Below are 18,710 nucleotides of genomic sequence, written 5' to 3' on the forward strand. Positions count from 1 at the left end.
TACGAGTCCTCCTTGGTTACTAATTTAAGGGTCCATTTTTGCTTCGAAGCTTTGGACACCTCGTATAATACCAAGAGGGCTCTTTTTTGTTCAATCCTCAAATTTCTTCATTACAGGAATGCTCCTTATCAGAAGTTATTGTTATGGTGCCCTTTCATCGTTTTACGATGCCGTCACACGAGAAAAAAGAGCTGGGGCCACAGGTAACATCAACCTGCTTATCCCAGCTCCATTAGCTTTCTTTTAGTCCTCTGAAATCATTTCCTTGTATTGCTCCGCTGTCATCAGCTTGTCAATTTCTGAAGAATCGCTTGGCTCGACAACGATCATCCACGCTTTTTCATAAGGGGATTCATTGACAAATTCAGGAGAATCATCAAGCTCTTCATTCACTTCAACAACCTTGCCGCTTATAGGAGCATAAAGCTCAGAAACCGTTTTGACCGATTCTACGCTGCCAAAAGGCTCGTCCGCTTCGATGTCGTCCCCGACTTCCGGAAGCTCGACAAACACGATGTCGCCAAGCTCGGATTGAGCGAAGTCCGTAATCCCGATACGAACTTTATCTCCTTCAACTTTTACCCACTCATGCTCTTCAGAATACTTTAACTCATTTGGTAAATTGCTCATAAAAAATCCCTCCATCATGATCCACTGTTTTTTCTAATTATACCTACTTTTTCAATAAAACAAAATGAATTATTGCCAAACCTGTTCAAATTGTTCTTCCTTAAATCCAACGGTTACGTTCTCTCCGTCGGTTGTGAGCGGGCGCTTGATCAGCATCCCGTCAGAGGCCAGAAGTTCCAGAGCCTCATCCTCTGACATTCCCGCAAGCTTGTCCTTTAAACCTAATTCGCGATACTTTTGCCCGCTTGTGTTAAAGAACTTCTTTAATTCCAATCCACTCTTCTTCCACATTGTTTCCAGTTCATTTTTTGTCGGCGGATGATCGACAATATGTATGTCTTTCACGGCAATCCCATGCTCGTCCAGCCATTTTTTGGCTTTTCGGCAAGTCCCACATTTTGGATAGTGGTAGAAGCTAATCGTCATCATACCCCTCCTTTCCATACGCCTGCTTTCATTATTGCCGATCTGCTTTTTTTGTACAATGATTTTGCCTATCATTTTCTTTCAATCTTATGACAACTCTTTTTCGCCACATCCTCATTGTCCCACTTTCCTGCTATTTCATACTTTGGAACTGTCTTTTAAAAAAACTGAAGGGGGAGCGGGAAGGTTGATTTGTCACCTTTTGCCCAGCCCCACCCTCTTTTCAAATCTCCTAGCTGATATAGCCGCTCTCCTCGAGAACCGCAGCGGCAATCAGCCGTTTTTTCTTTACCACATCAATCGCTTCGTGCCGTGTCAGCTTGCGCAAAATACCGAGCAGCATCCGCCGCTGATCGCCCTCCTCCATCATAATCAGAGATTCCTTTGCGTTGGCCTCAATCCGCTGAAACGCTTCCTGGCAGAAGATTTGCGTCATGATAAGCTTCCGGTCCCCTTTGTCGTTCGCCCCGCTTCGTGCCTTTTCCGTCCGTAAAATAGCTGACTCCATCTGATAAATATCATTGACAATATCGGCGACATTGGCAAGCAGCTCCTGCTCCTGCTGCAATGCTTCGCCGTATGTTCGAACGCCCAGACCCGCAACAAAAAGAAAGATCTTCTTCGCCATTGAAAGCAGCTGCTTTTCCTGTTCGAGCGGCCCTGACCCGACCTCGGCCGGAAGCAGCTGAACAAGCTCCTCTTGCAGCGCTCCCGCTTTTTCCAAAAGGGGAAGCTCGCCTTTCATCGCTTTGCGCAGCAATGTGCCGGGGACGATCAGCCGGTTGATTTCATTCGTCCCTTCAAAAATCCGGTTAATTCGTGAATCACGATACATCCGTTCCACTTCATATTCCGCCATATACCCATAGCCGCCATGGATTTGCACCGCCTCATCGACAACAAAATCAAGCAGCTCTGAGCCGGCAATTTTATTCAGTGAGCACTCAATCGCATATTCGGCGATCGCCCCTGCGACAGCGCGCCCGCTTTTCTGCTCCTCCTCTGTTAAGCTGCCGAAGCGTTGCTCGATTAATCCCCCGGTCCGATAGACCGCGCTTTCTGTCGCGTATGTCGCGACCGCCATTTCCGCCAGCTTCTCCTGAATTAAGCGAAATTGTCCGATCGGCGTGTTGAATTGTTTACGCTCATTTGCATAGCCGGCCGCCAGCTCAATCGCCCGTTTGGCGCTGCCTACACAGCCGACTCCAAGCTTAAATCGTCCAATGTTCAAAATGTTGAAGGCGATCAGATGACCTTTCCCCGCTTCTCCAAGCAAATTCTCCTTCGGCACCTGGGCATTTTCCAAAATAACAGTCCGAGTCGAAGAGCCTTTAATGCCCATCTTCTTCTCTTCTATCCCTGTCTTCACACCTTCGAAATCCCGCTCAACGATAAAGGCGGAGAATGCCTTGCCATCGATTTGCGCATAAACAATAAAAAGATCCGCAAAAGCTGAATTGGTAATCCATTGCTTTTCCCCGTTTACTACATAATGTGTCCCCGCTTCATTCAACACCGCCGTCGTTTTCGCACTGAGCGCATCCGATCCCGAGCTCGGTTCAGTTAATGCGTAAGCGGCAATCCGTTCTCCTGTCGCCAAGGAAGGGAGATACTTTTTCTTTTGCTGTTCATTTCCGAAAAAGACAATCGGCAAAGAGCCGATGCCGACATGCGCGCCATGGCTTAAGGCAAAGGAGCCTCCACGCGCCAGTTTTTCGGCGATCAAGGTCGAGCTGATTTTATCAAGCCCGAGGCCGCCATATTCCTCAGGAATGTCAGCGCCGAGCAGGCCAAGCTCGCCTGCCTGTTTCAGGAGCTGAATGGTATGCGAGAATTCATGCTGCTCAATCTTATCGAGCAGCGGTACGACTTCATTGACGGTAAAATCAGCCGTCAGCTTGGCGATCATTTTTTGTTCATCAGTGAAATCCTCCGGAGTGAAACTATCTGCTGCCGCATCCTCAATTAAAAAGCTGCCGCCTTTCACGGTCCGATCCGACGTTTGCCCCATCGTTTTCTCCTCCTTTTTTCGCTACCAGTTAGCCGATTAATTCAAATACGCCGGCTGCTCCCATCCCGCCGCCAATACACATCGTCACAACACCAAACTGCTGCCCGCGCCGCTTCATCTCATGCATTAACGTCAGCGTCAGCTTTGTTCCCGTACAACCGAGCGGATGGCCGAGAGCAATCGCCCCGCCGTTGACATTGACCTTTTCTTCATCAAGCTTCAGCTCGCGAATGACTTGAAGTGCCTGAGCGGCAAACGCCTCGTTCAACTCGAACAGCCCAATGTCCTCCAGCTGCAAACCGGCCATTCTTACCGCCTTCGGAATTGCCTCTACCGGGCCAATGCCCATGATTTCCGGGGCAACACCCGCCACGGCAAAGGAACGAAACTTTACGACAGGACTCAGCCCTCTGGCAACGGCCTGATTTTTCTCCATCACCAGGACCGCCGCCGCTCCATCACTCATTTGCGAAGCATTGCCGGCTGTTACAGTCCCTTTTGGATGAAATACCGGTTTGAGCTGCTTGAGCACCTCAACAGTCGTCTCCCGCCTTACCCCTTCATCAACCGCAAAGGTAAACGGTTCCTCGACGAGCTGCTCCTGATCAACGGCTCGTTTAACACCCTCAACGGCGATGATTTCCTCGTTAAACCGCCCCGCTTCCTGGGCAGCGCCGGCGCGTTTATGACTTTCAGCAGCAAACGCATCCTGATCCTCGCGCGAAACACCAAAGCGGCGCGCGACTTCTTCCGCCGTATGTCCCATTGTCATATAATACTCAGGCTGTTCGCTGATCAGACGGGGGTTGGCGGCAATCACATGACCGCCCATCGGAATCATGCTCATCGACTCGACTCCTCCCGCGATGATCGCATTCGCCTGACCGAGCATAATTTTTTCCGCCGCAAACGCAATGCTTTGCAGGCCGGATGAGCAATAACGATTCACGGTGATCGCCGGCACGCGATGCGGCATTCCGGCCAGCATCGCGATCGTGCGCGCGACATTCATCCCCTGCTCGGCCTCAGGCATCGCGCAGCCGATGATCAGATCATCAATGTCAGCGGCATCGAAATGATTTGCCCGCTTTAACGTCTCCTCGACGGTTAAGGCGCCTAAGTCATCGGGCCGTACAGCGGCAAGGCTCCCGCGCTTTGCTTTTCCGACCGGCGTCCGTGCACCGGCAACAATAACTGCCTCTTTCATATGCCATCCTTCCTTTCTCCTTTAATTGCGAAGCGGTTTTCTTTTCAGTAGCATATGCTGCATCCGCTGCTGTGTCTTCGGTTCTCCGATCAGGCTTAGGAAAGCCTCGCGTTCAAGGTCAAGCAAATATTGTTCATCGACATACGCGCCTTTTGCCACCCGTCCTCCGGCGATGACAAAGGCAAGCTTATCGGCAATTTTTACATCATGCTCAGAAATTCTCCCGCCGGTTTTCAGCGCTTTGGCACCGAGCAGCATCGTCGCGTAGCCGGTTTCCCCGACGACGGGGATCGGCCGCTTTTGCGGAGGGCGGTAGCCTTTTTCAGCCAGATGAATGGCCTGCCGCTTCGCTTCGGCAATGATGAAGGCCTGATTGGCAATCCAATCATCACGTTCGCTGAAAAATCCGATCTCTCTTGCTTCCTCGGCCGAGGTGGATACTTTCGCCATCGCGACCGTTTCAAAAACAGCATTGGCGATTGGCTGCAGATCGAGCTTCACTCCTGACGGGAGCCGTTCCAGCTGACGAAGATACAGCTCCTTATTTCCACCGCCTCCCGGAATCAGGCCGACACCGACTTCGACTAAGCCGATATACGTTTCCAATGCGGCTTGAATGCTCGCTGACGGAAGGCATATTTCAGCACCACCGCCAAGCGTCATCCCGTACGGCGCCGTCACAACTGGAACAGCGGCATAGCGAATCGCCGCGGATGCCTGCTGAAATTGCCGGACGACATAATCAATCTCCGGATAGTTGTCATCCTGTGCTTCCATCAGCAGCAGCATCAAATTCGCGCCAACACAAAAGTTTTTGCCGTAATTGCCGATCACAAGCCCCTGATAGTTCTGTTCTACCTCGACAATCGACTTGCGGATCATCTGAATGGCATCAAGCCCGATTGAATTGGTCTCAGAGTGAAATTCCAGCAAGGCGACCCCGTCGCCAATATCATGAAGCGACGCTCCGGCATTTTTCATAATCAGCTTATCCGCTTTTGACAGATGAATGATTTTTTCTGATACAGCCGGTAGCTCATACTGTCCCTGATTGTAAAAGCTGTCCTCATGATAAAAACGATCAAAACCTTTATCGAGCATCTCCTTGATCCAATCGGGTACCGTTTCGCCTTCCTTCTCCATCCGCGTCACAGTTTCGGCGACACCGAGGGCATCCCAAATCTCAAAAGGACCCAGCTCCCAGCCGAACCCCCATTTCATCGCCTGATCAATTGATTGAATCTCATTGGCGATTTCATCAACCTTTTCCGCCGAAAATAACAGCAAAGGCTTGAGAATGGCCCAGACGAGCCGTCCGGCGCGATCCTCGGCAGCCGCCATCATCTTTATCTTTTCCCGTGCGTTTTTTGCTTTCTTTGCCTGCTCAACAGACGGAGCCTGCAGCTTTTTTCGTCGTTCGTATTCAAGCGTATGAGGGTTAATTTCAAGAATGCCGTCCGGCTGTTTTTTGTAAAAGCCTTGCCCAGCCTTAGCGCCGATCCAGCCCTTGTCAACCATCTCCCGGATAAAAGCGGGCGGTGTCATAACTTCGCGTTCTCTGCCGCTGGCGACCTTTGTAACGTTTTGCGCCACATGCAAAAACGTATCGAGGCCGACAACATCGAGCGTGCGAAAGGTCGCGCTTTTCGGTCTACCAAGCAGAGGCCCGGTAACAGAATCGACTTCCCCAATCGAATATCCATTGGCAAGCATCTCGTTGACGGTGCTGAGCAGTGAAAATGTCCCGATCCGGTTAGCGATAAAATTGGGCGTATCTTTACATAACACAACCCCTTTTCCGAGTGTCGTTTCAGCAAACGCTTTCATAAAAGTCGTGATTTCGTCATTTGTGCGTGATGTTGGAATGAGTTCTAGTAAAGGTAAGTATCTGGGGGGATTGAAAAAATGAGCACCAAGAAAATGGGCAGAAAACTCGTCAGAACAGCCGGCTGCTATTTCCTCAATTGAAATTCCGGATGTATTCGAGGTAACAATTGCATCTTGCTTCCGCACCGGCTCAATCATCCGCATGATCTCTTTTTTAACATCAATATTTTCGACGACGGCTTCAATAATCCAGTCAACGGTTTTCAGCTTATGCAAATCATCTTCGAGGTTCCCTGGTTCGATGTAGGATAGACGTTGTTTACTGACAAGAGGGGCCGGTTTTTGTCCTTGCAGTTTGTTGATTGCTTCAAGGCTGTAGCGATTACGCACGCTTTGATCAGCAAGTGTGGCGCCATGCTTCTTCTCCATTGGTGTCAGTTCTTCTGGAACAATATCGAGCAGAATCGACGGAATTCCAATGTTGGCTAAATGGGCGGCAATTCCCGAGCCCATAACACCAGAGCCGATCACTGCGGCTTTACGAATACGACGCATCATCATATCCTCCTTTTGAGCAGGCTAGATCGGATTGAATGAATATTCATTCAGTTTAGTTTAGGATACCGGAATGCTGCCCGTTTTGCAAGGAAGATTCTGAAAAAAATGTAATCTCCTGTTTCCTCGCTAATAACTGGAACTTACTCCTCGTACTGACTGGATAAATGTCACTCGTTTTTTTCACACTATAACATGTATCCGTCCAACGGATATGTCTTTGACAACAAAGGGGGATTCTCATGCAACAGCAGCAAATGAATCAATTTCAAGCCAATCAGCAGCAACCGATTATGCCTGAGCCGCCGGCTGTTATTTCAACGAAGGATCAGCTTTATCTTACAGATATGCTGTCTTGGAACTTACTTGCGATGAAAAAAGCCCACTTCTTTGCTGAACAATGTCAGGACCAGGAAATTAAGCAGGTCCTTGATCAAGCAGGTCAAATGCACCAGCGTCATTACACAAAGATCTTGAACCATCTGCAGGCGACAAATCAGCAAGCTGCATCGCTTCAATAATTTTTCACTATTCGTGAGGAGGCTATTCCATGAATCAACAGCAAAAGATTCAAAATCCGGAAATGCAAGTTCCAAAAACCCCGCAAATGTCAGAGCGCGACTTTCTCAACGACCAACTGTCGACTGAGAAATATATGACTTCCGGCTACGGCATTTTTTTAAATGAAGCCAGCCATCAACAGCTGTATCAGGATATTGCAGGCATTTTCCAGGAAACCCAGGACTGCCAGCGCCAGCTCTATACTACGATGTTCCGTAAAGGGTTCTATGCGCTTGAAGCAGCCGACCAGCAAAAGCTGTCTCAGGAGTACCAACAGTTTTCTGGATATAGCAACCAATTTCCTTATCAGCAGTAGAGAAAAGGACTAAGATGAAAAGCCTGGGTCAGAAAGGTGAAAATCAGCCTTTCTGGCCCAGGCTCATGCTATACTAAGGGCAAAAAGATGAACGCTACGAAAGGAATGTGACACATTGCGCTTAGACTTTTCCCATAAAGATGAACATATCGATGAGCATATGATCAAGCTGGAAGTTAATCTTGATGATATGTCGCCCGAATGGCTTGGTCATTTGCTTGATAAACTGCTCGAAAAAGGGGCAAACGATGTCTTTTACATACCGATCTACATGAAAAAAAACCGGCCGGGTGTGATGCTGCAGCTTCTTTGTGCCGCGAATAAGCTGGACGAGCTTAAGACGCTTATTTTCGCCGAAACGACGACGCTCGGCGTCCGCTACTACCCGCTCCACGTTCACCGGCTTGAACGGCGCTTTCGCCAGGTCGAGACTCCCTGGGGCGCTGTGACGATCAAGGAAGGACTCCATAACGGCCAGGTCGTCCAGGCCGCGCCGGAGTATGACGATTGCAAGCGTCTGGCCGAAGAAGCGGCGATTCCGCTCAAGCATGTGTTTCAGGCTGTTTGGAAGGAGTTACCGCGCTATCAGCGCGATTGACCTAATACGACACGAAGGACATTTGGGTGGTGCGGGAAATCCTTTTCTCCCGCCCCATAACCGATTTTTTCCACGGTCATGCTCGGCATCGGCCCAAATTCTGAGACAATCCCTTTTAAAATTCCCGCGCCTGTCGGTGTCGTCAGTTCGCCACGGATCGTCGTGCTTTCGACAGGGATCTCCGTCAGCATTTCCAATGTGGCCGGTGCAGGAATCGGATAGACGCCATGATCGATATGGATCGTCCCGGAACCGACAACGACCGGCGCGGCGACTATTTTTTCGACCTCCAGCTGTTCCAGCGCGAGTGCCGTCCCGACAATATCGACAATGGAGTCAACCGCGCCGACTTCATGAAAGTGAACCTTTTCCAACGAAGAATGATGAATCTTCGCTTCCGCCTCGGCGATCGGTTGAAAAATTTGCAGGCTCAGCTGCTTGACATTGTCAGAAAGCGCTTCACATTCTTCGATCATTTTTTTAATCGTAGAGAAGTGACGATGATTTGTCGCGCGCTCGTCTTCCTTTTCAATCACTTTAAATTGCTGGGCGTAGATGCCTTTTTTGATGACGCCCTCAGCCTTTATCGTAAATGGCTCAATCGGCAGGCTCGACAGCTTTGCTTCAATCTCGGCCACATCGGCGCCAAGATCGATTAACGCTCCCATCGTCATATCCCCGCTAATGCCGGACAGGCTGCAATCGATATATAACGTTTTCATTTGCTGTACTCCTATTCTTTTTTTATTCGTGAAATGAGCGCAGCCTGATACGCCGCACCAAATCCATTATCTATGTTCACAACCGAGACGCCGGACGCGCATGAATTAAGCATCGTCAAAAGAGCGGCGACCCCATGAAAGCTCGCCCCGTAGCCAATGCTTGTCGGCACTGCTAAGATCGGCTGCTGGACAAGTCCGCCGACTACGCTGACCAGCGCTCCTTCCATTCCGGCAACGACAATTAATACATCACATGTGCGAATTTGCTCAAGCTGATCAAAAAGACGGTGGATGCCAGCGACGCCGATATCATAAAAGCGGGCGATTTCAAGCCCCATTGCCTGGGCCGTTATCGCCGCTTCTTCGGCGACAGGCAGATCACTCGTCCCGGCGCAAAGCACGCCAACTTTGCCATAGCTGCGGAAGCTTTTTCGCTCGTCATAGAGCAGCGTTCGGGAACATTCATCATAGGTCACATGGACAAGCTGTGGCACTAATTGTTCAGCCTTCTCCTTTGATATTCTCGTCGCTAAAACGGTTTCATGATGGGTCATTAAACGGGAGAAGATCGCTTGAATTTGCTCCGCTGTTTTTCCTTCCCCATAAATCACCTCGGGAAAGCCTTTACGCTTTACCCGCTGGACATCGATCTTGGCAAAGCCGTCAATATCCTCATAGCCTTTTATTTGTTCATAGGCTTCCTCTGCCCGAAGCTCTCCAGCTTCGACCTTTTTCAGCCATTCCTTGATTTCATTGCTCATGCATTCTGCTCCTTACTACCTGCTGCCAGTACTTCATTCATGCTTCCGGTACGATACCCTTGAAGGTCAAGTGTCACATACTGAAAGCCGATTTCTTTAAAACGTTTATGAATCGTTTCATGATAATCAATCACTTTTTGCAATTCATTCGGCATCACTTCAATTCTCGCCAGCTTCTCATGATGGCGGACACGCACCTGATAAAAGCCAAGCTTTAATAAAAAGTCTTCCGCGAGGTCGAGCTGATCAATCGCTTCCTGTGTAATTCGTTTACCGTAAGGGATTCGCGAAGACAGGCAGGCGAATGACGGTTTGTTCCACGTTCGCAGATTCATTTCTTTTGAAAGATCTCTAATCTCCTGCTTCGTTAACCCGGCTTCAAGCAACGGGCTTCTCACCCCTTGCGAGCGGGCCGCCTTCATCCCCGGACGATAGTCACCGACATCATCACGGTTTGCGCCGTCAAGAATAAATGGATACCCTTCCTTTTGCGCCAGCTCATTTAAATGCTGATACAAGCCGTCTTTGCAGTGGAAGCAGCGGTCCGGTTCGTTTTTCACAAAGTTCTCGTTCGCCAGCTCACTTACCTCGGTTTTCATATATTTAACGCCCATCTCTTGCGCAAGGGCAATCGCTTCATTGAATTCACGTGTCGGGAACGTTTCTGAAGCTGCTGTTACAGCAATAACTTGATCCCCCAATACTTCTTTGGCACGCGCTAATAAAAACGTACTATCTACTCCTCCGGAAAAGGCCACCAGCACGCGCTCCATGGAACGTAAAATGTCATCGAGATGCGCAAGCTTTTCTGCTGTTGAATGGGTTTGTTCCATCTATCCTACACTCTCCTTTTTCACTCTCTTATGTTTGTATAGGCAAGAGCCTCTTTATACCAAAGAGGCTCTTATCATACGTTATCTTTATTTTAACATAAGTACGGGATAGAACGGGAATTGAAAGATTGCTTATTTACCATTTCCATAGATCTCATCATTCACAATATGAGTCAGCCGCTCCCCCGCCAAGCCTTTTTCAATATTTTCGATCGCCAGGGTGGCCATTTTCATTCTTGTTTCGACATTCGCACTTCCAATATGAGGAAGAGCGATCACATTGTGAAGCGTCAGCAAAGGATGATCGTTTGAAATTGGTTCTGTTTCAAAAACATCCAGACCGGCAGCAAAGATTTTTTCTTCTTTTAACGCCTGATACAATGCTTCTTCGTCAACATTCGTGCCGCGTGATGTATTAATAAAAACAGCGGTCTTCTTCATCATCTCAAATTGCTCATGAGAAATCATGTTTTTCGTTTCCGGAGTCGACGGGGCCAGCAGTACGACGTAATCCGACTGTCGCAGCAGCTCCTCAATGGAACAATACACAGCGCCCAATTCAGCCTCGGCCTCCGGCTTGCGCGAACGGTTATGGTAAAGAATGTTCATATCGAACCCTTTGGCGCGTCTTGCCACACCTTGTCCGATTCTTCCCATGCCGATGATGCCGATTGTCGCTTTGTAAAGGCTTTGCCCTGTTAGCAAAAACGGGCCCCAGCTCTGCCACTCATTGCGCCGGATTACATCCATTCCTTCCACAATTCGCCGGCTCGTCGCGACCAAAAGGGTAAAGGTTAAATCGGCTGTCGCTTCCGTTAACACACCGGGAGTGTGTCCGACCGCAATGCCGCGCGCCGTCGCCGCTTCCATATCAATATTGTCATAGCCAACCGCCATTGTACTGATCACTTTCAACGAAGGTGACTGCTCAATAAGCTGCTTATCAATACGGTCGGCAACATTTGTAAACACCGCGTCAGCATCCTTCATCTCCTGAAGCAGGCGTTCATAAGGCATCGGCTCATTTTCCCGATCCCACATGAAAATATCATATTTTTCTTTCAGAGGCTCTACTAATTCAGTCGGAATCTTTCTCGTAAATACAATCTTCACAGCTCCAGTTCCTCCTTCGTCCCTTACCCGCGTTTTGGCGCTAAATCAATTGCTTGACGCATCGCTTCGATCAAGCTTTGTTCGCTCGCAATTCCTTTTCCGGCAATATCAAAGGCAGTTCCGTGATCGACACTTGTACGAATGATCGGCAGCCCAACTGTAATGTTGACGCCAGCTTCTAAGCCAAGCACTTTGATCGGTCCGTGTCCTTGGTCATGATACATCGCAACCACAATATCAAAGTCGCCACGGTTCGCGCGGAAGAACAGTGTATCAGCCGGAAGTGGACCGACAACGTCGATTCCTTCCTCTTGCGCTTTTTCCACAGCCGGTACAATCTTTTCTTCCTCTTCTCCGTAGCCGAAAAGCCCGTTTTCGCCAGCGTGAGGGTTGATTCCACAGACGGCGATCTTAGGCGCCTTAATTCCGGCACGCTTCAATGTTTCATCGGCAAGCTTAATCACTTTATACGTTCGTTCTGGATTGATCAGCTTCACTGCATCAAGCAGCCCGACATGTGTCGTAACATGAATCACTCGCAATGTCGGCGAGGAAAGCATCATCGCAAAGTCCTTTGTTCCCGTCAGCTCAGCCAAAATTTCCGTATGGCCGGGGAAAATATGTCCCCCTTTATGAAGAGCCTCCTTGTTTAAAGGCGCGGTACAAATTCCTTCAATCTCTCCATTGTTAGCCAGGGCAATCGCCTTTTCCAAGAAACGGAAGGAACCATCACCGGCAACAGCGGAAATTTCACCAAACGGCAAATCAGCAGGGAGTAAATCTAAATCGATACAATCGACTGTGCCATATTCAAATGCAGCCTCTTCGACTGATTGAATCGAACGAACCGTCAAGTTTGTCTTAACGACCTCATTCGCCCGCTTGAGGATTTTCGCATCTCCTACGACGAAAGGAGCACAGCTCTCATAGAGCGATTGATCGGCCAGGGATCTCATAATGATTTCAGGTCCGACCCCCGCTCCATCCCCCATCGTAATGGCAATTCTTGGTTTTTCACTCATGTCCATTCCACCTTCACACTATTAATAAGCTTGCTTTAACAATTCAACCAGGCTGGCTTGATTCGGAACGCGTGGGTTGTTACGCACTAAACGCTCGATTGGCAATGCTTTTTCAGCAATGCTTTCAAGATCTTCTTCTTTCACGCCGATCTCGGACAGCTTCGTCGGAAGGTTAATATCTTTTAGAAGCTGAAGAACCGCTTCTGAGGCTGCTTCTGCGTATTCTCTTGTTGTTTTTGAGCCTTGTTCGATACCGAATGCCTGAGCAATTTTGACCATTTTGTCTTGCTCTGTAGCTGTATTATACTTCATTACATAAGGAAGTAGTAGTCCTGTCAGCTCACCATGAGGGGATTTTGCTTTTCCGCCAATCGGGTACGCAAGGGCGTGCGCTAAAGCTGTTCCGGCATTCGAGAACGCTAAACCGGCAAGCAGGCTTCCAAGCAGCATATTGCCGCGCGCTTCTAAATTACTTCCCTGTTGAACCGCGACCGCCAAGTTACCGGCAATAAGCTCGATCGCTTGAAGCGCAAGCGCATCTGTAATTGGCAAAGAGCCTTGGAACAGAAGCTTTTCTTTTGATTGAATATAACGGAAATCTTTTGCTGTATATGCTTCTACAGCGTGAGAAAGCGCGTCGATTCCTGAACATGCCGTTACATAAGGAGGCAATCCTACCGTTAATTCCGGATCAAGCAAGGCGACTGCCGGACGAAGGAAGTTATCGGAAATCCCTACTTTGATATTGTTTTCCGTATCGGTAACAACCGCTACTGACGTTACTTCCGAACCAGTACCAGCCGTTGTTGGGATCGCGATTAACGGCGCAATCGGTCCAGGTACGAGGTTTTCGCCGCCGAAATAATCTGTCGGGTGTCCGCCGTATTCCATTAACAGGGCCACAACCTTCGCCAAGTCGATACTGCTTCCCCCGCCAAGTCCAATGATGACATCTGTCTTCATTTGTGATTTTGCAAATTCATACGCTTCGACAACACTTTCAATCGGCGGCTCCGGAATCGCTTTATCATACACAACCGTCTGGTAACCATGCAAATCCAATTGCTCAGTCACTTTCGCTAAAATGCCCGCCTGAGCAACTCCTCTGTCTGTGATGACGAAAACATTTTTAGCCTTTAATCGCTTTAACGCTCCATCAAGTCGAGTAATGGCTCCATTTCCAAAAATAATATTCTCAGTTGAAAAATATTCCCATGTGTTTCTCATTCTCGCTCATCCCTTCAGGTTTGTTTGTCTTTTCCTTTTCTATCGAAGCTGTATGTAGGTTTGATCCGGAAGGCATTCCTCCCCTCCGGATCAGAAAGAAAGCGACAGCTCCAACCTACCACGCTCTTAAAGCTGGATTGTAATTAACTTCTCGTCTGTCATTTCTTCCACCGCGCTGCGTGGACCTTCTTTGCCGACACCGCTGTCCTTCACGCCGCCATATGGCAAAATATCAACGCGGAAAGTGGAGACATCATTGATGTTAACACCACCGAATTCAAGCACTTGAGCAGCCTTCATCGCAAGCTCCAGATTTGACGTGAAGAAGCCGGCCTGCAAGCCGAATTTCGAATCGTTCGCCGCAGCGAATGTTTCATAAATATCATCATAAGGAATGATGCTGACAATCGGCGCAAAGACCTCTTCACACATAACCTTCATTTCTTCTTTTACATCCGTCAATACAGTCGGCTGGAATAACGCTCCATCGCGCTTGCCGCCCGTAATGATGCGCGCTCCATGCTCAGCCGCTTCCTGCACCCATTTCTCGGCACGTTCTGCTTCGTTGATACTGATCATTGGTCCGATGTTCGTTGCTTCGTCCTCCGGATTACCAACGACAAATGCTTCTGCGACTTTTTTCGCTTTTTCGAGTACCTCTTCGTAAATATCACGGTGAACATAAATGCGCTGAACTGAAATACAAGCTTGCCCGGAGTTTACATACCCTCGTGATACACAAAGCTCGACAGCACGGTCAAGATCAGCAACATCATGATGAATAATATTCGGGGAGTTATTTCCTAATTCAAGAGTCACCTTACGAATCCCTGTCTGACTCTTAATCATTTTTCCAACAGTCGGACTGCCGGTGAACGTGTACATCGCAATGCGCTCGTCTTCAAGCAAAAGTGGCCCTACTTCATGACCGAAACCATTGACGACATTTAAGAAGCCTTTAGGCAAGCCGGCTTCCAGGAGGATTTCTGCCATCTTGATTGCGGATACCGGCGTTTTTTCAGCAGGCTTCAACACAACCGTATTGCCAGCTGCGATCGCAGGAGCAACTTTGTGAGCAGTTAAATTAAAAGGGAAGTTAAATGGGGTAATCGCACAGACAACACCAACAGGAACGCGGATAGAAAACGCCATTTTCTCTTCGTTGCCCGGTTGACCGTGAATCGGCATTCCTTGACCGGTAATCCGTTTTGCTTCCTCGGCGGATGCGATAAATGTCGCGATTCCGCGATCTACTTCACCGCGTGCATCTTTAATCGTCTTACCTACTTCGCGCGTAATCGCCAGGGCAATATCCTCTTTCCGCTCTTCGAAAAGCTGAGCCGCCTTCATTAAAATTTCGTAGCGCTTTGTCGCAGGAAGCTTGACAGAGTTAAATGTCTCTTTCGCATTCGCGACCGCTTTATCAACTAATGCTTTATCTGCTTTTGCAATTTCTGCATAAGGCTCATGAGTGTATTTGTTTTCGACCGTAAATGTCTCAGTTCCTTCGATCCATTGACCATCTACCAGGTTTCCGTAGGTAACCACCTTGTCTGTTTGTGTATTCATTTGTTCGTCCTCCTCATGATTTGGTTTAAGAAAACCGCGTAGCGGCTTTTCTTAGAAGCGGCGTGCGAAGCGTTACATCTTTTAAGAATGGCTGAAAACGAGCTTGTTTCCAGCCATCCGCGTAACGTGCGAAGCCGACGCCCTTCCTCGAATCTACCCGCAAGGTAGACTTTCTTATGAACTCTCCTGTCGGTTGACATGATAAGCCCGAAATCAATTAAAATCCGTTAAAATAACCTTCTCCGTCAAATTCCATCTCTTTCAATTGCCCGATTACTTCTACATTATCAAGCTTCTCAACTTCAGGCAATAACGATTCTGAAACATAAAGCTCTTCGAGATGAAGGGTATTCGGAATTCTCATAAAACGGATTTCCTCCGCCTTCTTTCCCCAGCTTCCCCGCAGAGCCGTTTCGATTGCTGCGCGATCGCTTTCCAGAACAATCGGCACGCTTGCCCGCTTCAAAAATGTGCTCGTAATGACATTCTCGTTCATCTTCTTGTAATCAATTTTGTCGAAGAAGCGTTTTGTCGTCAAATCGGCGAGCCCGATTCCGAGTGCATTTCCGTGCGAAGCCTCGCTCAAATCCGAAGTAATAATATAGTCGATTTGCGGTGTTTCAGGCTCCTTCGTATTCAAAATGCGAAGGCGGCCGATCACATTCGTATCCATCCCGGTTCCACTATAGTTTTTGCCGATCTCATCAACGAAAAGAACGTCAATCTTATCGACTGGAAGCTTCGGCATTAACGACTTCGAAAAATTCAATAACGCTTCTTCGCGCTCCTTGATCTTTTCCACCGGAATGACTTCAATTTCAGCCGTATCTTCAAAAGCATTCTCGACGATTCCAATTCCCATCAGAATCTTGCCACTTTTGAAAACTTCCTCGGCGACAAGCGGCATATGATCGCGGATTCCGACGACACCAAGCGTGTGGATCGCCTGCGCCTGCTTATGATTACCAAGACCGATTGAAGCTACTTTCATCAAGCCGCTCTCAATGTTCGCAGAGAAATCAGTATGAGCTTTAATCCGGTTGACGAGGATTACGCCGTCCGACTCGTAGGCGATTTTGTCCATGTACACTTTGATGCCAGCTTCTGTCACGCCAATTTCCTCTACTTCCATCGAAGAGCGGATTTCAGCACCACAATATTCTTCCGTCACACCAAGACTTTCCAAGACTTCAATTTGTCCTTCAGCCGTCGCCCCGCCATGGCTTCCCATGGACGGCACAATAAAGGGATGACCGCCGCGCTTTTTCACTTCATCAGCTGCCGCACGAATAATCTTCGCGATATTGGCAATTCCTCGGCTGCCTGCCGTAATGGCAATGCTCATTCCTGGCTTTACTCGCTCAGCAATTTCCATTTTTGCAAACTCTTCCGCTACTTTCTCATCAATATTCGCAACGGACGGTCCGGTAAAATGCTGTTTGATCTTGACGATTTTAGGTAAACTCATTCACCTTCACTCCATTCTTTTTCTTTCATCTTGAACTATTTAAAGACATCCAGCAAGATTGTAGAAATTTTCGGAATAAAGCTGATCATCAGAACGTTAATAATCAACAACGCGATAAATGGCAGCACAGCCCGCGATATCTTCTCTAACGAAGTACCGGCTATCGGCGCAGCAACGAACAAGTTAACCCCAACTGGTGGCGTTACCATCCCAATCGCCAGGTTCACGACCATAATAATCCCGAAATGCACCGGATCAATTCCAACCATAACGGCAATCGGCGCTAAAATTGGCGCAAGAATAATAATCGCCGCTGATGTTTCAAATATCATACCGACAAATAAAAGCAACAGATTAATGAGCAGCAGGAAAATAATCGGGCTTTCTGTGTAGTTCAAAAATGATTCTGCCACCATTTGCGGCACACGCTCGCGGGTAAGCAGCCAACCGAACACGCCAGCATTAGCAATAATAATCATAATAATGGAAGTCGTGACAGCGGATTGGGAAAAGATTCCCATTACACTTTTCCACGTAATTTCACGATAAACGAATTTTCCAACGACAAAGGCATAGACAACTGCGACAACTGCTGCCTCTGTCGGTGTAAAGATTCCTCCGTAAATACCCCCAAGTATAATAACTGGCATAAGTAGAGCAAGTAAGGCTTCTCTAAACGCAACTAGCTTCTGCTTTGTTGTACTGGATTCTGTACCCTGATAGCCTTTCTTTCGCGAAAGGAAATACACCAAAATTAGTAAAGATAAGGATACAAGAAGTCCCGGTACAATCCCGGCAATAAAAAGATCACCGACAGATACCTCTGCTGTGACACCATAAAGAATAATCGGAATACTTGGCGGAATGATGACTCCAAGTCCACCGGATGTCGCTTGCACAGCCGCGGCAAAATCACGGTGATAGCCACGGGCGACCATCGCCGGGATCAAAATTGAACCAATCGCGGCAACTGTAGCTGGACTTGAACCAGAAATAGCAGCAAAAAACATGGAGGTAACAACCGCAACAGCCGCAAGGCCGCCTTTCATTTCCCCAACGAGCGCACTGGCAAAGTTAATCAGACGCTTGGAAATTCCCCCTGTTTCCATGAGACTCCCTGCTAAAATAAAGAATGGAATCGCCATGAGCGGGAACATGTCGACTGAGTTAAACATCCGCTGGACAATCGCCAAAACAGGCATTTCACCAGTCCAGATAACAGCAAGCGCTGTCGCTGACCCGAGCGCAATTGCGATCGGTGTACTAATTGCAAAAAGGATTACAAGCGAAATAAGTAAAATCCAAATCATTTTTCTCCATCCTTTCTAAATAACTCGATAGCTACTACGATGGAGTTTAGCGCCATTAGAACCCCACTTACCGGTATGGAAGCATAGACATATGTCATCGGAATGCGCATAGCAGGAGAACGTTGATTTTCTACCACCTGAACCATTTCAATTCCTTTAACAATTAAAAAAATGCTGAACGCGATGCATACGATGCATACGAGCAATTTCAACACTTTTTTAATGCTGTCAGATGAAAGATCGACAATTGCTTCTACTCCGATTAATTCACCTTTTCGGATTGCAAGGGCAGCACCCATAAACACAACCCAAGCCATTAAATACCGAGCGAGTTCCTCTGACCATGACAACGATGCACCTAGCGTGAAGCGCGAAAATACTTGATACGCAATCGTAGCCGACATCACAATCAACATGATTCCAATGAAATAAAAAATTACTTTGTTTAAACGGTCGATGTTTTTAATTAACGTGAGCATAGTTGTTCTCCCTTCCTATGAGGAGGAGGGTGACTCTAAAAGCTGGCTGGACACTGGTCTATTCCGAGCGGAAAC

The 18,710-nt window shown here is 48.1% G+C and carries 18 protein-coding genes; 3 read left to right on the plus strand and 15 right to left on the minus strand.

Features of this window, described 5'->3' with window-relative positions; all coding sequences use genetic code 11:
• Window positions 1-243 precede the first annotated feature (243 nt).
• The 5 genes from gcvH to M3202_RS10415 all read right to left on the minus strand — a co-directional run bounded on the left by gcvH (window position 244) and on the right by M3202_RS10415 (window position 6,659).
• Window positions 244-630 carry a glycine cleavage system protein GcvH gene (gcvH, locus tag M3202_RS10395; RefSeq protein WP_251223280.1) on the minus strand — a complete coding sequence of 129 codons (387 nt, stop codon included), beginning with the start codon at window positions 628-630 and terminating at the stop codon, window positions 244-246.
• 69 nt (window positions 631-699) lie between these two features.
• Complete coding sequence (locus M3202_RS10400) at window positions 700-1,056, minus strand: arsenate reductase family protein (RefSeq protein WP_251223281.1); 357 nt, start codon at window positions 1,054-1,056, stop codon at window positions 700-702.
• A 232-nt stretch (window positions 1,057-1,288) separates the two neighbouring features.
• Window positions 1,289-3,067: an acyl-CoA dehydrogenase FadE gene (locus tag M3202_RS10405; protein WP_251223282.1), complete on the minus strand. Its 1,779-nt coding sequence runs from the start codon at window positions 3,065-3,067 to the stop codon at window positions 1,289-1,291.
• Between the two features lie 28 nt (window positions 3,068-3,095).
• Window positions 3,096-4,274: an acetyl-CoA C-acetyltransferase gene (locus M3202_RS10410; protein WP_251223283.1), complete on the minus strand. Its 1,179-nt coding sequence runs from the start codon at window positions 4,272-4,274 to the stop codon at window positions 3,096-3,098.
• Between the two features lie 21 nt (window positions 4,275-4,295).
• Window positions 4,296-6,659, minus strand: a complete 2,364-nt coding sequence (locus tag M3202_RS10415) for a 3-hydroxyacyl-CoA dehydrogenase/enoyl-CoA hydratase family protein (RefSeq protein ID WP_251223284.1) — start codon at window positions 6,657-6,659, stop codon at window positions 4,296-4,298.
• 239 nt (window positions 6,660-6,898) lie between these two features.
• Here M3202_RS10415 and M3202_RS10420 point away from each other — a divergent pair, with 239 nt between their 5' ends.
• The 3 genes from M3202_RS10420 (at window position 6,899) to larC2 (ending at window position 8,131) form a co-directional block, all read left to right on the plus strand.
• The gene (locus M3202_RS10420; protein WP_251193232.1) at window positions 6,899-7,177 is read left to right on the plus strand and encodes a hypothetical protein; all 279 of its coding nucleotides are present in this window, start codon (window positions 6,899-6,901) and stop codon (window positions 7,175-7,177) included.
• A 29-nt stretch (window positions 7,178-7,206) separates the two neighbouring features.
• Window positions 7,207-7,533 carry a spore coat protein gene (locus tag M3202_RS10425; protein ID WP_251193233.1) on the plus strand — a complete coding sequence of 109 codons (327 nt, stop codon included), beginning with the start codon at window positions 7,207-7,209 and terminating at the stop codon, window positions 7,531-7,533.
• A gap of 115 nt (window positions 7,534-7,648) precedes the next feature.
• Entirely contained in the window at window positions 7,649-8,131 is a 483-nt protein-coding gene (gene larC2, locus M3202_RS10430; protein WP_285890397.1) for a nickel pincer cofactor biosynthesis protein LarC2, read from the plus strand.
• On the opposite strand, the gene larC is transcribed toward larC2, so the two are convergent.
• From larC to M3202_RS10480, 10 genes are all read right to left on the minus strand, one after another.
• On the minus strand, window positions 8,119-8,853 hold the full coding sequence (gene larC / locus M3202_RS10435; protein WP_251223285.1) for a nickel pincer cofactor biosynthesis protein LarC: 735 nt from the start codon (window positions 8,851-8,853) through the stop codon (window positions 8,119-8,121). The two genes, larC2 and larC, sit on opposite strands and share 13 nt — an antisense overlap.
• Window positions 8,854-8,864: 11 nt before the next feature.
• A complete protein-coding gene (gene larB / locus M3202_RS10440; protein WP_251223286.1) occupies window positions 8,865-9,614 on the minus strand; it encodes a nickel pincer cofactor biosynthesis protein LarB in 750 nt (249 codons plus the stop codon).
• Window positions 9,611-10,447: an ATP-dependent sacrificial sulfur transferase LarE gene (gene larE / locus M3202_RS10445; RefSeq protein ID WP_251223287.1), complete on the minus strand. Its 837-nt coding sequence runs from the start codon at window positions 10,445-10,447 to the stop codon at window positions 9,611-9,613. Before larE ends, larB begins: the two co-directional genes overlap by 4 nt.
• Window positions 10,448-10,579: 132 nt before the next feature.
• On the minus strand, window positions 10,580-11,560 hold the full coding sequence (locus tag M3202_RS10450; protein WP_251223288.1) for a 2-hydroxyacid dehydrogenase: 981 nt from the start codon (window positions 11,558-11,560) through the stop codon (window positions 10,580-10,582).
• A gap of 23 nt (window positions 11,561-11,583) precedes the next feature.
• Complete coding sequence (gene pdxA / locus M3202_RS10455; protein WP_251223289.1) at window positions 11,584-12,582, minus strand: 4-hydroxythreonine-4-phosphate dehydrogenase PdxA; 999 nt, start codon at window positions 12,580-12,582, stop codon at window positions 11,584-11,586.
• Window positions 12,583-12,603: 21 nt separating this feature from the next.
• Window positions 12,604-13,809, minus strand: a complete 1,206-nt coding sequence (locus M3202_RS10460) for a hydroxyacid-oxoacid transhydrogenase (RefSeq protein ID WP_251223290.1) — start codon at window positions 13,807-13,809, stop codon at window positions 12,604-12,606.
• 126 nt (window positions 13,810-13,935) lie between these two features.
• Window positions 13,936-15,378 carry an aldehyde dehydrogenase family protein gene (locus M3202_RS10465; protein WP_251223291.1) on the minus strand — a complete coding sequence of 481 codons (1,443 nt, stop codon included), beginning with the start codon at window positions 15,376-15,378 and terminating at the stop codon, window positions 13,936-13,938.
• Between the two features lie 217 nt (window positions 15,379-15,595).
• A complete protein-coding gene (locus M3202_RS10470; protein ID WP_251223292.1) occupies window positions 15,596-16,846 on the minus strand; it encodes a nickel pincer cofactor-dependent isomerase, group 22 in 1,251 nt (416 codons plus the stop codon).
• A 35-nt stretch (window positions 16,847-16,881) separates the two neighbouring features.
• Complete coding sequence (locus M3202_RS10475; protein WP_251223293.1) at window positions 16,882-18,156, minus strand: TRAP transporter large permease; 1,275 nt, start codon at window positions 18,154-18,156, stop codon at window positions 16,882-16,884.
• Window positions 18,153-18,635 (minus strand): TRAP transporter small permease, encoded by a 483-nt coding sequence (locus M3202_RS10480; RefSeq protein ID WP_251223294.1) that lies wholly within the window; start codon window positions 18,633-18,635, stop codon window positions 18,153-18,155. Before M3202_RS10480 ends, M3202_RS10475 begins: the two co-directional genes overlap by 4 nt.
• Window positions 18,636-18,710 lie beyond the last annotated feature (75 nt).

Source organism: Halalkalibacter oceani (assembly GCF_023715605.1).
In the GTDB taxonomy this organism is placed as follows: domain Bacteria; phylum Bacillota; class Bacilli; order Bacillales; family Bacillaceae_D; genus Halalkalibacter; species Halalkalibacter oceani.